Annotated in this window: 9 protein-coding genes and 1 tRNA gene; 4 read left to right on the forward strand and 6 right to left on the reverse strand. The window is 61.2% G+C overall.

Annotated features, from left to right (window positions below; translation table 11 throughout):
• Window positions 1-16 precede the first annotated feature (16 nt).
• Together nudC and B9A15_RS01100 are read left to right on the forward strand one after the other, a co-directional pair.
• A complete protein-coding gene (gene nudC / locus B9A15_RS01095; RefSeq protein WP_084408080.1) occupies window positions 17-943 on the forward strand; it encodes an NAD(+) diphosphatase in 927 nt (308 codons plus the stop codon).
• 402 nt (window positions 944-1,345) lie between these two features.
• The gene (locus B9A15_RS01100) at window positions 1,346-1,948 is read left to right on the forward strand and encodes a hypothetical protein (protein ID WP_084408082.1); all 603 of its coding nucleotides are present in this window, start codon (window positions 1,346-1,348) and stop codon (window positions 1,946-1,948) included.
• A gap of 230 nt (window positions 1,949-2,178) precedes the next feature.
• On the opposite strand, the gene B9A15_RS01105 is transcribed toward B9A15_RS01100, so the two are convergent.
• A complete protein-coding gene (locus B9A15_RS01105) occupies window positions 2,179-2,901 on the reverse strand; it encodes a hypothetical protein (RefSeq protein WP_139798143.1) in 723 nt (240 codons plus the stop codon).
• A 384-nt stretch (window positions 2,902-3,285) separates the two neighbouring features.
• Window positions 3,286-3,362: transfer RNA gene (locus B9A15_RS01110), tRNA-Ile, on the reverse strand.
• Window positions 3,363-3,756: 394 nt separating this feature from the next.
• Between B9A15_RS01110 and metH the strand changes: the two genes are divergently transcribed.
• Together metH and B9A15_RS01120 are read left to right on the forward strand one after the other, a co-directional pair.
• Complete coding sequence (gene metH / locus B9A15_RS01115; protein ID WP_084408086.1) at window positions 3,757-7,545, forward strand: methionine synthase; 3,789 nt, start codon at window positions 3,757-3,759, stop codon at window positions 7,543-7,545.
• Between the two features lie 50 nt (window positions 7,546-7,595).
• The gene (locus B9A15_RS01120) at window positions 7,596-8,426 is read left to right on the forward strand and encodes a 3'(2'),5'-bisphosphate nucleotidase CysQ family protein (protein ID WP_084408088.1); all 831 of its coding nucleotides are present in this window, start codon (window positions 7,596-7,598) and stop codon (window positions 8,424-8,426) included.
• Between the two features lie 13 nt (window positions 8,427-8,439).
• Here B9A15_RS01120 and B9A15_RS01125 read toward each other — a convergent pair whose 3' ends face one another.
• From B9A15_RS01125 to pepN, 4 genes are all read right to left on the reverse strand, one after another.
• Entirely contained in the window at window positions 8,440-9,222 is a 783-nt protein-coding gene (locus B9A15_RS01125) for a GGDEF domain-containing protein (protein WP_084408090.1), read from the reverse strand.
• A gap of 205 nt (window positions 9,223-9,427) precedes the next feature.
• Window positions 9,428-10,972, reverse strand: coding sequence for an undecaprenyl-phosphate glucose phosphotransferase (locus B9A15_RS01130; RefSeq protein ID WP_084408092.1), 1,545 nt, complete (start codon window positions 10,970-10,972; stop codon window positions 9,428-9,430).
• A gap of 219 nt (window positions 10,973-11,191) precedes the next feature.
• Window positions 11,192-13,546: a sensor histidine kinase gene (locus tag B9A15_RS01135; RefSeq protein WP_084408094.1), complete on the reverse strand. Its 2,355-nt coding sequence runs from the start codon at window positions 13,544-13,546 to the stop codon at window positions 11,192-11,194.
• Window positions 13,547-13,679: 133 nt separating this feature from the next.
• Window positions 13,680-16,328 (reverse strand): aminopeptidase N, encoded by a 2,649-nt coding sequence (pepN, locus tag B9A15_RS01140; RefSeq protein ID WP_084408096.1) that lies wholly within the window; start codon window positions 16,326-16,328, stop codon window positions 13,680-13,682.
• Between the last annotated feature and the right edge of the window lie 198 nt (window positions 16,329-16,526).

The raw sequence follows: 16,526 nt of genomic DNA on the forward strand, positions 1-16,526 counted from the left end.
CCCAGCATGGAAGACCATGGACAATTTCGAGAGTTCCGCCCATCGCATGGGCTTTGCCGCCAACGATCTGGCTCGCGATGCCGAAACGCGGAGCGAGCAAAGCCTTGCGGATGCGCTCGCCGCGCCCGGCGGGCTCTATTATCTGAAAAGCGAGGAGGGCTGGCTCTGTCAGGCCGCGTCCGGCACGCCGGAGCCGGTCTTTTCGCGCGAAGCGGCCAGTCCGCTGGTCGATCTCGGCCATGCAGTCCTCCTCGGCTGGGACGCCGCACGCCGGCCCCATATCGCGGCGCCGCTTGCGAGTGGACGAGGCCTTGCCGAGGATGTGAAGGCGATCGATCTTCGCTCTCTCGCCATGCAGGCGGTTCTCTCGCCCGAGGTCGAAGGGCGGCTCGGCCAGGCCCAGCATCTTCTCCTCTGGCACGGCGCCAACGGCTTTTGCGCCCGCTGCGGCGGCAAGACCGCGAGCGAGGCGGGCGGCGTGCGCCGGCGCTGCACGGCCTGCGGCGACATCGTCTTTCCACGCATCAATCCGGTGACGATCATGCTGGTCCATGACGGCGCCGGCCGCTGCATTCTCGGCCGCCAGCCGCAATTTCCCGAACATTTCTGGTCCTGTCTCGCCGGTTTCGTCGAGGCCGGCGAAACGCTGGACGACGCGGTGCGCCGCGAAACCTTCGAGGAAGCAGGCGTCACCGTCGGCGAGGTGGCCTATCACAGCAGCCAGCCCTGGCCCTTTCCCGCCAATCTCATGATCGGCTGCCTGGCTTTGGCGACGAGCACGGACATCGTCTTCGACGGCGTCGAGCTCGAAGCCTGCCGCTGGTTCGACCGAGACGAAGTCCGCGCCATGCTGGACGGCCGGCACCCGGACGGCCTGCTGGTGCCCAAACCCTTCGCGATCGCCCATCATTTGATCCGGGCTTTTGCGGAAGGGGAGCGGTGAGGGGGATCGATACAGTCAATGAGCATAGGGGGGCGTGATAGTTGGGGTTGATCGGCCGAGGGGCTTTGTCGCATCCGGTCCCGGTGGCCTCCTGGCGAGCACGCTCTGCGACGGGTTGAAACGTGGAGGCTGCTCGGATGGTGCCGGTTTCGGTCCCCTCAAATGGGGACGCTCAGAAATAGGCAAAAATCGATTTTGCGCTTGTTCGCTTTATGAGTGGACGGTTCTGAGCAGGCTGAAGCAGAATACTACGAAAATGTTTCAGAAACGAGCTTTGATAGCGTCATGGTGATCCAGGCAAATGTCTTCGATGTATGCCTTCCTATGAGAAATTTGATACGAGCTATCGCAGACACAAGTAGTTAAGCCTATGCTTGGACGATTGCCGAAGAGGAGGAGAATATGGATTTTACGGTGTCTGCGCTGACGGGAGCCGCCCGGGTAGGCGTCCAAGTAATAGTATCGCAGAAGCAGCCCGTTCTTGAGATATACCAAGATATCAGAAATGAATTTGCTCCGCCCTTCGATATTGAGCACCGTAATAGCACAAATACAAAGGTGATTCGCGTTGATAAACACCGTTTCCAAGAAATTAGTATATCTTTTACGTCAGTAAATATCGGCGGCAGCCGAGCTGAAAACGTTCATTTCGAATTGTCGGGGAAATTCCAAAGGCACGAGCCGAGGCAGGAATGGCCTAGAACGTTCCAGGCCGTTATCAGGCAGCTCGCTCCCGGACAGGCTCTTCACTTAATGCAACTTCAGACGCACGATTTAGAAGAGTACGAATATGAGGAACAGGCGAACGGGCTAAAGGTCGGAAAATCAATTCGAAATAAGACAGACACGCTCACCATCGCGATGCATTATGACGGTCCGGATACGTGGTGGAACCGTATATTTCGCTGGCCTCGACGTCTTCAAGGCCTCAAACAGTTCTCTTCTTCTTTCACCTTTGATCCAATGGTATTACAGGAATTGCCGCCTCCAAAATACAATGGGTAAAACTTACTCCATTTTCTAACGCGACAATCTTCAAGAGAGCTGGAGTGCATGCAAATCAAACGACAATGACCAGCATACCTAGATCGCGGAAGAGATGAAATCCCTAAAACAGAATTGCCAATTCTGTTTCAGGGAGAGCTAACCGGGGAAGCCGCCGTTCTGAGCAGATATTAGATGGGTGGCCGATCCATATTCCTTACCTTCGCCTAAGGCCGGTTGCGTGGATACGTCTATCTCTGCCGCTTAATACGATCGAAAATGTATCGAGAACCGGGATCTTGTTCGATATCCAGAGGTCCGAGATCGATGATAGGTGACGGATCTTTAGATGCGGCAAACTCTTCGAACTTCGATGGGAAGGCTTGGTTGTTGACCAGCGCGACGACTGCAACGCCTGGAACAGTGAACCTCCATGAATTCAGACCGAGAAATCGTCCTCGAGAAGGCATCGATATTATGTCGATGCGTTCTTTACGGAGACTTTCGGAAGGTCGCAGCAGCAGTAATTTATAAGGCCAGTCCATACCGCGAAATATAAAGTCTTCGATCGGTTTTCGGTGCGTCCCCAAGCTGAGACCAAGAGCTTTCCCCTGACTCGACACGACGTGCCGCCAGATGACGGATAGAGCGAACTTTCCAAGGAAATCGGGTTTTGGGTTGGGAACGAAGATCAAGTTCCCGGCTTCGTGAAAATTTGCCGAAAGCGCGGAGGCACGACGCGCAAAATCGACACCGTAGGTGTCGGAGAAGAGAAGAGCTTTCTCGTGCGCTCCGCACAAAAGATACTCCGAGATGCCGCTCTGGCTATGTGTCCAACCGTTCCTATTCGAGTAGCCGACGACCAAATGTTTTTCGTTCTGCCGGATGTCATGGGCAAATGCCCTCGGCACGATGTGGGTCTTCACACAAGGATCGCCACACAGCACGCATTTTTCAGGTCTGGTTCCGCCCATCCCATTCTTCCATCAGAAGCCTCCTGGCGAAGGTAACTCTCTCTACTCGGATCGAGCCATGCTCGAAAGAAGATGAATTTTTTACGGCATGTTCTCACCGTCCTATAATGGGCCTTATGCCCTTGCGCGCCAATTTCCAACTCAGCAGCCCTAACGCTCAACCTACCTTGTGACGGTAGGTCTCAGCGACGCGGAGACAATGGCTCCTTTATGAGGGCGGCCATCGCCGACATTCAGGGGAAAGGGCTGGGAAATGCGCAAGTTGAAGATGTTTGGGCCGAGCCGATACGAGATTGTGCTGCTCTTTGCCGCCTGTTCGGCCGGCGCCCTGCATCTGAAATGGCTGCTTTGACGGCTTCGACTTGGCCGACGGCGCGGGGAAAATGGTGGGCCCGGAGGGACTCGAACCCCCAACCAAGCGGTTATGAGCCGCCGGCTCTAACCAATTGAGCTACAGGCCCCACGCCACATGTCGCGTAAATGAAAAAGCGGCGACCGGCAAGATGGGGCCGGTGCCCGATATGCGAATGAGGCATAGGGCGGCAAATTCGCGGCGGGCCCTGGCGGCGGGGGGCTAGAAGAGCGCGGACGAGTGGGCAGGATGGCGGCTTGCAAGTCCGGCCACAGCGCATCATTTGTTGACATAAGCATATCTTTATGTGATGCGCGGGCGAGGCTGTCGCCATGCGCTTTCAGGCATGCGATGAAGGTTTCGAACGATCGGGCCGTTGTTCGGGCGCCCTCCCGCCAGCCGGATGGGGGGATGACCACGCGGCCGAGCCCGTTGCCAAGCCGTGCCGATCGGTGCGCGGCCGGGGAGCGGGGCAATCACTTCGTCTGACAAAGGGTTCCGCCATGTCCTCAACGACAGATCAGCTTTTCGGACCCCTCACCGAAGGCCGCAATCCGGCCGAGGCGGAGAAGGCGCTGCGACAGGCGGCGGCCGAGCGCATTCTCATTCTCGACGGGGCCATGGGCACCGAGATCCAGCTTCTCGGCCTGTCGGAGGACGATTTTCGCGGCCATCGCTTCGGCGCCTGCGAGTGCCATCTCCAGGGCAATAACGATCTTCTGAACCTGTCCCAGCCGAAAGCCATCGAGGACATCCACTACGCCTATGCGATCGCGGGCGCCGATATTCTCGAGACCAACACCTTCTCCTCCACCTCCATCGCCCAGGCCGACTATCAGATGGAGGATCAGGTCTATGAGCTGAACCGGGACGGCGCGCGGCTCGCCCGCCGCGCCTGTCTGCGCGCGGAGGAAAAGGACGGTAAGCGCCGCTTCGTCGCCGGCGCGCTCGGGCCGACGAACCGCACCGCCTCGATTTCGCCGGATGTGAACAATCCCGGCTTCCGTGCGGTGACCTTCGACGATTTGCGCCTTGCCTATGGCGAGCAGCTGCGCGGGCTCATCGATGGCGGCTCGGATCTGATCCTGATCGAGACGATCTTCGACACGCTGAACGCCAAGGCGGCGATCTTCGCCTGCGAGGAAATCTTCATCGAAATGGGCGTTCGCCTGCCCATCATGATCTCGGGCACGATCACCGATCTCTCGGGCCGCACCCTGTCGGGCCAGACGCCGACCGCCTTCTGGCATTCGGTGCGCCATGCCAAGCCCTTCACCATCGGCCTCAACTGTGCTCTCGGTGCCGCCGCCATGCGCGATCATCTGGCCGAGATTTCGGGGGCGGCTGACACGCTCGTCTGCGCCTATCCGAATGCGGGCCTCCCCAACGAATTCGGCGAGTACGATCAGAGCCCGGAAGCGATGGCGAAGGAAGTCGAGACCTTCGCAAAGAAAGGCCTCGTCAATGTGCTCGGCGGCTGCTGCGGCTCGACGCCGGATCATATCGCGGCGATCGCAAAGGCCGTTGCCGGTCACAAGCCGCGCGTGCCGGCGAAGCAGAAGCCGCTGATGCGCCTGTCGGGGTTGGAGCCCTTCACGCTGACCAAGGAGATTCCGTTCGTCAATGTGGGCGAGCGGACCAATGTCACCGGCTCGGCGCGCTTCCGCAAGCTCGTGAAGGAAGGCGATTACACCGCTGCCCTCGATGTGGCGCGTGATCAGGTGGAGAACGGCGCCCAGGTCATCGACATCAATATGGATGAGGGCCTGATCGATTCCGAGCAGGTGATGATCGAGTATCTGAATCTCGTCGCCTCCGAGCCCGATATCGCCAAGGTGCCGGTGATGATCGATTCCTCCAAATGGGAGGTGATCGAGGCGGGCCTCAAGCGCGTCCAGGGCAAGGCGATCGTCAATTCGATCTCGCTGAAGGAAGGCGAGGAAAAGTTCATCGAGCAGGCGCGGCTCGTCCGGGCCTATGGCGCGGCCGTCGTCGTCATGGCCTTCGACGAGACCGGCCAGGCCGATACGAAAGCCCGCAAGGTCGAGATCTGCACGCGAGCCTACAAGATCCTGACCGAGACGGTCGGCTTGGCCCCGGAAGACATCGTCTTCGATCCGAACATCTTCGCGGTCGCCACCGGCATCGAGGAACATGACAATTACGGCGTCGATTTCATCGAGGCGACGCGGGAAATCCGTCAGACGCTGCCCCATTGCCGTATCTCGGGCGGCGTCTCGAACCTCTCCTTCTCCTTCCGCGGCAACGAGCCGGTCCGCGAGGCGATGCACGCCGTCTTCCTCTACCACGCCATCCAGGCGGGGATGGATATGGGTATCGTCAATGCGGGTCAGCTCGCCGTCTATGAGACGATCGATCCGGAGCTGAAGGACGCCTGCGAGGACGTCGTTCTCAACCGCAAGCCGAAGACCGGAACCAGCGCGACCGAGAACCTTCTGGAGATCGCCGAGCGCTATCGCGGCCAGGGCGGCGCCAAGGGGCGCGAAAAGGACCTGTCTTGGCGCGAGAAGCCGGTCAAGGAGCGCTTGAGCCACGCTCTCGTCAACGGCATCACGGAATTCATCGAGGCCGATACGGAGGAGGCCAGGCAACAGGCCGAGCGCCCGCTCCATGTTATCGAAGGCCCGTTGATGGACGGTATGAACATCGTCGGCGACCTCTTCGGCGCCGGCAAGATGTTCTTGCCTCAGGTGGTCAAATCGGCCCGCGTCATGAAGCAGGCCGTCGCCTATCTCCTGCCTTACATGGAAGAGGAGAAGGAGGCGGGCGGCGAGCGCCGGACCAATGGCAAGATTCTGATGGCGACGGTGAAGGGCGATGTCCACGACATCGGCAAGAACATCGTCGGCGTCGTTCTCGCCTGCAACAATTACGAGGTCATCGATATCGGCGTCATGGTGCCGTCGGCGAAGATCCTGGAGACGGCGAAGGCGGAAGGCGTCGACGTCATCGGCCTGTCGGGTCTGATCACGCCGTCGCTGGACGAGATGGTCCATGTGGCCTCGGAGATGGAACGCGAGGGCTTCGACATCCCGCTTCTGATCGGCGGGGCGACGACCAGCCGCGTCCATACGGCGGTGAAGATCCATCCGGCCTATGCGCGGGGCCAGGCGATCCACGTCAATGATGCAAGCCGCGCCGTCGGCGTCGTGTCCTCGCTTCTGTCGAAGGAGACGCGGGACGGCGCCATCGCCAAGGTGCGCGAGGAATATGCCAAGGTCGCCGAGGCCCATGAGAAGTCCGAGCGCGACAAGAAGCGGCTCCCGCTCGCCGATGCCCGCGCCAACGCCCTGAAGATCGACTGGTCGAGCTATGAGGCGACGAAGCCGAGCTTCTTCGGCACCCGTGTCTTCGACGATTGGGATCTCGCCGATCTCGCCGAGGCCTTCGACTGGACGCCCTTCTTCCAGACCTGGGAGCTGAAGGGTCGCTTCCCGGGCATCCTCGACGATGCGGCCCAGGGCGAGACGGCACGCTCGCTTTATGCCGACGCCCAAGCGATGCTGAAGCAGATCATCGAGGAGAAGTGGTTCCGCCCAAAGGCCGTCATCGGTTTCTGGCCGGCCAATGCTGTCGGCGACGATATCCGTCTCTTTGCGGACGAGACGCGCAAGACCCATCTGGAGACGTTCTTCACGCTTCGCCAGCAGCTGACGCGGCGCGGCGACCGGCCCAATCTCGCCTTGTCGGACTTCGTTGCGCCGGAAGAGGGCGGGAAACCGGACTATGTGGGCGGCTTCGTCGTCACGGCCGGCATCGAGGAGGAGGCGATCGCCAATCGCTTCGCCAAGGCCAATGACGACTATGCCTCGATCATGGTCAAGGCGCTCGCCGACCGCTTCGCTGAAGCTTTCGCCGAGCGCATGCACCAGCATGTCCGGAAAGAGTTCTGGGGCTATGCGGCCGACGAGACCTTGTCCAATGAAGAGCTGATCACCGAGGTCTATCGCGGCATCCGGCCGGCACCGGGCTATCCAGCCCAGCCCGACCACACGGAGAAGGACACGCTGTTCCGTCTTCTGGATGCCGAGGCGGCGATCGGCGTGAAGCTCACGGAATCCTATGCCATGTGGCCAGGGTCCTCCGTGTCAGGTCTTTATATCGGCCATCCAGAGGCTCATTATTTCGGTGTCGCTAAGATCGAGCGCGACCAGGTGGCCGACTATGCGAGCCGCAAGGGCATGGCGATCGAAGAGGTGGAGCGTTGGCTGGCGCCCGTCCTTAATTATGTCCCGAAAGCCTCGGAGGTTCGGGCCGAAGCGGCCGAATAGCGCGCGGAAAAGCAAACGTCCCGACGGACACGGACAGAGAGACTTTCGCCATGCAGAGCGAGACATCGATCCATCTCGCTTTGGCAGTCGAAGCTGTGCGCGCGGGCATGGCGGCGATCCAGGCGCTCGATGGGGACTTGTCGATCGAGCGGAAGTCCGATCGTAGCCCGGTCACCAAAGCCGATCGCGCGGCCGAAGCGGCGATCGTCGCGATCTTGTCTCGGGCCAGCAATCTCCCGATCGTCGCGGAGGAGGCAGTCTCCGAGGGGCGGATCCCGGAACCGGCCAGCCGCTTCTTCCTAGTCGATCCGCTGGACGGAACGCGCGGCTATATTTCAGGGCGTGCTGACTACACGGTCAATGTCGCGTTGGTGGACGGCGGTGTTCCGATCGTAGGCGCCGTCGGCGTTCCGCAAGTCGGTGATATCTATGGCGGCAGTCTGGAAGAGGGCGCCTTTCTGGAACGCGCCGGTCGGCGCCGGTCGCTCCATCCGCGCAAGGCGCGGGAGCGCTTGACGGTGGTTGCCAGTCGCGATCACATGTCCAAAGAGACCGAAACCTATGTCGCCTCCCTTGCCATCGGCGGGTGGCAGGGTGTCGGCTCGTCCCTCAAATTCTGCCTGCTCGCCGAAGGCCGGGCCGATCTCTATCCGCGTTTCGGACGCACGATGATGTGGGATACGGCGGCAGCGGATGCGGTTCTGCGGGCGGCGGGCGGCATTGCGCTCGGCTTCGACGGCCGGCCTCTGTCCTATGTCATGGGCGACGGGCGCGCCGATCCTCTAGCCAATCCCGACTTCATCGCGATGGGCGATCCGTCTCTTGCGCGGCGCCCAGGTGTCTTGCCGGAGGGGATCAGCGTCTCTGAGGTCCCTGGCTGAAACGCTGGCGTGATCAAGCGGCCTTGGCCAGATTCACGCCGCCGCGCGGGGCCGGCGCTGCGGGCTGATGGGCGGCGATGAAGGCCCGATTGCGGCCGGCATTCTTGGCTTTGTAGAGAAGCTCGTCGGCGCTCTTGTAAATTTCGGCGAAGGCATGTTCGCTGTCGAAAAAGGCGCCGCCGAGACTGACCGTCAGGTCGACCTCGGCGCCATCGTCGAGTTCGGCGGGGCTGCGGGCGACGCCGAGGCGGATGCGCTCGGCAAAGGCCAGGAAGCTCGACGGATTGGACGACTGGAGGAGGATTGCGAATTCCTCGCCCCCCATCCGGGCGACGACGCCATAGTCGCCGGTCACATCGCGCAAAATATTGGCCAGATGGCAAAGCGCCTCGTCACCGGCGGGATGGCCCAGCCTGTCGTTGATCGCCTTGAAGCCATCGATGTCGATCAGGAGAAGCATACGCAGGGCAGGACCCTGAACCCCTGTCGCACAACGCTTGGCGAAGATTTCGGTGAAGGCGGCCCTGTTCATCAGGCCGGTCAGCTGATCCTCGTGGGAGCGCCGCGTGGCTTCGCGGTTGAGTTCGCGCAGGTCCCTCATCTTGCGAAAAACGAAGGCAAAAAGCGGTGCGGAGAGAACCAGAGCGACGATCGAGGACGTGATCATCGCCTTGCCGAGAATGATGGCGCCTTCGCTCTGAAAGACGGCGTAGGTCACGAGATTGCTGAGACACAGGCAAGACAGGCTGCCGACGCCGACGTTCTTCAACACATTGATCTTGCCAGGATTTGCCATGACCGCTCCGAACCGAATATCCGCCGAACACCACCGGCAAACCGTTGCGTTCCATGCCTTTCAAGTACGATTATGAATTCGATCGTTGATCATCGGATTGCGATGATGGTTACAATTCTATCGATCCCGAACAGATCCCAGTTTAGTGAAGACATCTTCCAAAAAACGGTCATTCGGGATGGCGCGCGAAGAGTGCTAACACGTCTCAATAGGCGCCCTCGGTCTTCGACACGAGGCTGATGGGCGTCATGATGAGGATGTAGATGTCGAGAAGCAGCGACCAATTCTCGATGTAATAAAGGTCGTGCTCATAACGCTTCTTCAGCTTTTCCGGCTGGTCGATCTCGCCACGCCAACCCTTGATCTGAGCCCAGCCGGTGATGCCCGGCTTTACCTTGTGACGACCGAAATAACCATCGACGATCGCCGTGAAGGTCTCGTTTTGGCTCGATTGGGCGTGGACGGCATGGGGCCGAGGGCCGACAAGGGACAGCTCGCCGCGAAGCACGTTGAAGAGTTGCGGCAGTTCGTCGAGCGAGCTCTTGCGAATGAAATTGCCGACGCGCGTCACCCGCTTGTCGCCTTTGGTGACGATCTGCTTGGCGTCCGGATCGCTCATATGATGATAGAGCGAACGGAACTTGAAGACCTCGATCGTCTGATTGTTGAAGCCATGGCGCTTCTGACGAAATAGGACGGGGCCCGGCGAATCGAGGCGGACGGCGAGAGCGGTCAGAATGAAGACGGGCGAGAGGGCGATGATCGCAAGGCTCGCCACGACGATGTCGAAGATGCGCTTGGCGATCCAGTCCCAGTCGGCCAAAGGGCGATCGAAGACGTCGATCAGCGGAATCTGCCCGATGAAGGAATAACTGCGCGGGCGGAATTTCAGCTCTGAGGAATGGGCCGAGAGACGGATATCGAGGGGCAGAACCCAAAGCTGCTTCAAAAGCGCGAGAAGCCGCTGCTCGGCCGAGAGAGGCAGGGTGACGATCAGCATGTCGATCCGCGCCTTGCGCGCGAAGGTGACGAGCTCCGAGATGGTGCCGAGCTTGGGATAGCCCGCGACGATGGGGGGCGAGCGGCGATCGTCGCGGTCATCGAAGATACCGCAAATGCGGATGTCGGAATCGGGCTGGCGTTCGAGATTGCGGATGAGTCCCTCGGCATTCTTGCCGCCCCCGACGATGACGGCGCGTCGTTCCATCCGCCCGTTGCGCGCCCAGTGCCGAATGCGCGAGCGCAGGATCAGCCGGCCGATCGAAAGGGCGCAAACGCCGCTAACGGCCCAGCCGCCGAGAAACAGCCGAGAATGGACGACGTCGCCATAAATGAAGAAGAGCGCGGCCGCCATGGTGACGATGGCTAGGGCCCATGCGATGGCAGGGCGCCATAGCTGGCTCATCGAGCCGCGAAGGACCGACATGCGGTAACCGCCGAATGCCCCGATCGCAACGACGCCGAGGCCGGCGCCGACGATAATCATCAGGATGTAAGAGGTGAGGAAAGGGGTTCGGATGCCGACATGGCCGGCGAGAAGCAGAAAGCCACCGAGGGCGAGAAGCGCACCTTCCACGCCGCGCCAAAATCCGGTGACGAGACGCGGCGTCAGAAAGTCACTGCGGTAATGCTCGGCAATGCGAGCGGCGAGGAAATTGAGCTCGCTTTGCTGGCCCGAGAGATCGCCGCCCGGCTCGAACGCCTGGACGGCCTTGGGCGAGAACGGCATGGGATCGTTGAAATGCTTCATCGCGGCGGTCCCGGTTCCGGTGCGGTCGCCGTCGGCTCAAGGGCGCGTTTCTCCAGGAGACATACGCGTCAGCGACGGGTCATTGAGAACGACCCTAAGTCATGCAAGCCTAATAAATTGCTTTCTCCAGGCGGGACGTGGCGCGGATCGGTGAAATGACCGCTGCCACCGACTGTTCAATAATCGAATCGCATCGCGAGGGTCGCGCTGCCGCGCTCGTCACGCGACCAGAGCCGGCTCCAGCTTTGGGTTCGCCTGGAGCGTGAGCGGCGCCTGTCCTTCGAGGGGGAGGCGGATCGTCACGATCGTGCCTTCGCCGAGCGTCGAGGCGATGCGCATCCGTCCGCCGTGAAGCTCGATGAGCGAGCGAGCGATGGCGAGGCCGAGGCCTGTGCCCTTCTTATTGCGGGTGAGCTCGCATTCGGTCTGTTCGAAGGGGCGGCCGAGCTTGGCGAGCGCCTCGCGCGCGATGCCCTGTCCGTGATCGGCGACGGAAATGATGGCTGCCTTGCCGCGAGCTTTCGCCTCGACACGGACCGTTCCGCCCGGCTCGCTGAATTTTACCGCGTTGGACATCAGGTTGAGAAGCACCTGCTTGATGGCGCGCTTGTCGGCCTTGAGGACGATGTCCTCGGCCGATGTCATCTCGATCGTGACGTTGCTGCGCCCGGCCGGGATGTCGATGATGCGCGTCGCCTCGCCGACCACGTCGGTCAGGGCGAAGACCTGCGGGGAAAGCTGGATCCGCCCCGCCTCGATCTTCGCCATGTCCAGAATGTCGTCGATCAGTCGCAGAAGGAATGCGCCGCTGTCGTGGATGTCTTCGACATATTCGGCATATTTCGGCGATCCGAGCGGGCCGAAGGTGCCATGGCGCAGGATTTCCGAGAAGCCGAGAATCGCATTGAGCGGCGTGCGCAACTCGTGGGACATATTGGCGAGGAACGTCGTCTTCGCACGCGAGGCGATCTCGGCTCGGTTCTTCTCGACCTTGAAGCTGGCATTCAGCTCCTGAAGCTGGGCGGCCTTGCGTTCGGCGTCGCGCTTGGTGTCCGTCAGGTCGCGAATGACCGCCATCAGACGGCGCTCGGATTCGTGCAGACGCGACTGCTGAAGCTTGAGCTGGGTGACGTCCGCGCCGATGGAAATGAAGCCATTGCGCGTGTGACGCTCGGATAGAAGCAACCAACGACCGTCCGGCATCAAAATTTCGGAGGCGCGTTCGCCTTCCTGGAATGTCGGGCTGGTGATGCTGCGGCTCTCGATCGGCTTGCGGCTCTTCTTGATGATCGCACCGAGATGCGTGCCTTCCCGGGTGTCGCCTTCCGTCAGCCCGAAGATCGCGCGGTATTTGGAATTGCACAGGACGATCCGATCGTCCTCGTCACACAGAACGAAGGTCTCGGAGATATTCTCGATGGCGCTGTGCAGCTGGCGATGGGCTTCGCTCGTCTTCTCGGCCAGCGCCTGCTGGTCACTGACGTCGACGGCGATGCCGACCATGTGGATGTCGCCGTTGCGGGTGCGCGTGATCTCGGCGCGGGCGCGTAGCCACATATAGTCGCCGTGCTGGCGACGGATGCGGAAGGTGTGATCCACATGGCTGGCTTTTCCGGCGATGACGCCTCGGGCGATCCGCAGGGGATTGGCGTCCTGGGGATGAAGGAGAGGCTCGAGATCGCGAAAGCGCATCGGCTCCTCGCGGGGACGCATGCCGAGCATTTCGTAGAAGGAGGGTGAAAGATAGACGCTGCCGCGTGCCACGTCCCAATCCCACAGACCGCAATGGCCGAGGCAGAGCGCCGTGTCGACGAGATCGTGGGTCTCCTGATAGAGCGCATCCGCGTCCTGGGCGCGGCCTGCTTGTCGGAAATAGGCGTAGAGGATGACGAGCAGAATGAGGCTCGTCAGGGCAAAGAGCGTGACATTGACCGAGACGTCGCGCTTCCAAGTCGTCAGATAGTCGTCCGTCTGAAAGATCGTGACGAGGCCCAACTCGTCGTCGAGCTTGGCGCTGGCGGTCAGGACGTCCTCGCCTCGGTAGTCGCCAGAGATGATCGTGGCACGATAGCCGAGGCTCAGTCGCTTCTTGGCAATGCCGAGAGTGCCGGCGAGATCATTACCGATCAGACCTTCCAGTCCCGGCATGGTCTGGACGATCTTGCCCGATTGGTCGCTGACGACGATATGGCGCCCGGCTTCCAGAAGCTCGGCCGGAAGACCGCTGGTCAAAAGGGTCTGGAGCGCTTCCAGCTTGTTGTTCGCGGCTTCGGCGCCGCTGCTTTCGGCGACCAACAAATGCGCGGCGATCAGAAGGTCGCGACGCACATCGCTCTCCAGCATGTCCCGCTGTTCGGCCAGCGCGGCGAAACGAATGAGCGCCGCGACGGCCAGAAAGGTGAGAATGAGAATGGGGATGGCTTGCCGGAGAAGGCGCTCCGACCCGACGATGCCACTATAGGCCGGCTCTGCAAGCACGCGGGCATAGCCCTTGACGCCGTGCCTGGATTCCAGCGGATACCCTATTTTAGACAATAGGATACCCGCCGACGCGAAGATCGCGTCAGCCCGCATGTTCAACACCCCGTAGCCGCATCATAGTGATTCGGAACACCGCACGTCCGAATCACTTGGAATTCATCAGAGCCGAATCAGCTTGTCCATAGCTGACGACGGGGTAAATTTTTCTCGGCAAGCCTTGACGGCACTAGGCCAAGGTTCTGTCCACAATGTCCTTCAAGTCTGTGGACAACTGTGGCATCGCCGCCAATTTCCTCAGGGTCATCTCGGCCGCCTCGCAGCGTGTCGGCTCCAAGGTGCGCCAGGCGCGAAAGGCCGTGGCCAGACGCGCTGAAATTTGGGGGTTGATCGCGTCAAGTTCGGCAAGACGATCCGCGACCCAAGCATATCCAGCGCCATCGGCTCTGTGGAAAGCCACCGGATTTAGTCCCGCAAAGGACCCGATCAGGGACCGGGCTCGATTGGGATTCCGTAACGTGAATCGCGGATGCGACAACAGTGTGTTCACTTTTTCTAGTCTAGACGCGCCCGGCGCTGCCGCCTGGATCGCGAACCACTTGTCGAGCACGAGATCGTCGCGTTGATGCCGATCGTAGAAGGCCGCAAAGGCATCCTCCGTCTCCTTCGCATCGGGAAAGCGGAAGGCGAGGATCGTCAGCGCCGCTTGGCGATCGGTCATGTTGGAGGCGCGTGCAAAGCGCTCCGCTGCCCGCTGGGGCGAGCGATCGGCCAGGCAGAGATAGCCGAGGGCGCCGTTGGCAAGAGCCCGTCGGCCCGCACTCTCGGCGTCCGGCGAGAAGGCCTCGTCGGCGGGCGCGCCCGCGACGAGCCGCGCAAAGACCTCAGAACCGGTGTCGGCGATTTGTTGACGGGCCGCGTTCAAGGTTTCGAACACGGCGTCGGGATCAACATTGCGCCCGATGAGACGCGCGACTTCCGCCTCGCCCGGCAATGCCAGGATCTGCGCCCGGAAGGCCGGATCGAGAGCGTCGTCACCAGCGCTCGACACGATGGCGTCGACAACGCCCGCCGAAAGCGGCGTGGTGTTTTCCGAGGCGGGCTTGGCAGAGGCTGCCGCCAGCGTCTCGCCGAGAAGGTCGTTGAGAATGCGCCAGCGGTTGAACGGGTTCGGATCGAGGCGCGCGAGCGCGATCCGGTCGGCCTCGCTCTGCTCGTGCTTCAAGGTGACAGGCGCTGAAAAATCCCGGAGGACCGAGAGATAGGGTTTGCCGCCGACATTCTCGAAAACCAGCGTCTCGTTGGCTTCGGAAAGGTGGACGACACCGTCCAAAAGCTCGGCGCCATGGCTGGGGCTCACATCACGATCCTCGCCATTCGGCCCGACAAGGCCGAGACGCACCGGCATGAGCATCGGCTCCGTGCCTGTTCCCGCCGCACCCTGTTCGAGCGACTGGCTGAGCGTCACGGTGTAGCGGTCGGACGCCTCCTCGTAACGCTCCTCGACGGTCAGCGTCGGGGTCCCGGCCTGATGGTACCAGAGCGCGAAACGCGACAGATCGGTGCCGGTCGCATCCTCGAAACAGGTCAGAAAGGCCTCGATCGTGGCCGCCTCGCCATCGTGCCGATCGAAGTAAAGGTCCATCCCGGCGCGAAAGCCTTCTTCGCCGAGAAGGGTGGCGATCATGCGGACCAATTCGGCGCCCTTGTCATAGACCGTCGCCGTATAGAAGTTATTGATCTCGCGATATTCTTTCGGGCGGACAGGGTGCTGGAGCGGGCCCTGATCCTCTGGGAACTGCAGGCTCTTCAATCGGCGCACCGAGCCGATGCGCTGAACCGTTCGCTCGCGCTCGTCGGCCGAGAATTCCTGGTCGCGATAGACCGTCAGGCCTTCCTTGAGACAGAGCTGGAACCAATCGCGGCAAGTGATGCGGTTGCCGGTCCAGTTGTGGAAATATTCGTGGGCGATGACCGTCTCGACGCCGGCATAGTCCTGGTCGGTCGCCGTGTCCGGGTCGAGAAGAACATATTTGTGGTTGAAGACGTTGAGACCTTTGTTCTCCATCGCCCCCATATTGAAGTCGGAGATCGCGACGATGTTGAAGACGTCGAGATCGTATTCCCGGCCGAAGCGGCGTTCGTCCCATGCCATCGAGCGCTTCAGGGCGTCCATGGCATAGACGGCCTGGGACGAGCGTCCCTTTTCCGTATAAATGCCGAGGGACACATTGCGCCCGCCTGAGGTCGTGAAGCTGTCCGAAAGGAGTTCCAGGTCTCCTGCCACCATGGCGAAGAGATAGGCCGGCTTGTTGAACGGGTCGTTCCAGACCGCATAATGGCGCCCGCCTTCGAGCTCCCCGGTATCGGCGGGATTGCCATTGGACAGCAGCACCGGCGCGGCCTGTCTGTCGGCCTCGATCCGCACCCGGTAGGGGATGAGGACATCCGGGCGGTCGTAGAAATAGGTGATACGGCGGAAGCCCTCCGCCTCGCATTGGGTGCACCAGACGCCGTTCGAGCGATAAAGCCCCATCAGCTTGGTGTTGTCTTCGGGCACGATCTCGGTGCCGATCGTCAAAGTGAAGCTGCCTGACGCGGGGCAATCCCTGACGGTCAATTGATCGGGGGTCGCATCGAACCGGTCGGAGGCGAGCGTCTCGCCGTTCATCTCGATGCTGATCAGGCGGAGTTCGTCACCGTCGAGCACAAGCGGTGCATCCGGCGCCGTATTCGGGCGACGATGAAGGGTCAGCTCGGAGACGATCTCGGCCCGGCCTTCGAACAGGCGGATCGTCAGAGCGACGCTCTCGAAGACGAAGTCGGTCTCGCGATAATCGGACAGCTTGACGGTCTGGCCGGTGTCGGTGCGCAGCATGAACGGTTCCTTTTCAATCTTCGAGCTTAGGTAGACAGGACCCTCGCGCTTTGCAATTTGGGTAAGGGTCGGCGCTTCTGCGAGCGCAGGGGCGAAAGGCCCCGCGCGCCGGGCGCCAGATCAAGAAGCGGATCGGGTTCGAGGCCGAACGTCGGGGAGGGGCGGCGGCCTTAGAAGGCCATCTCCCGCGATCTGCGT

Origin of the sequence: Fulvimarina manganoxydans (genome assembly GCF_900176465.1) — a bacterium.
GTDB classification, from domain to species: Bacteria; Pseudomonadota; Alphaproteobacteria; order Rhizobiales; family Rhizobiaceae; genus Fulvimarina; species Fulvimarina manganoxydans.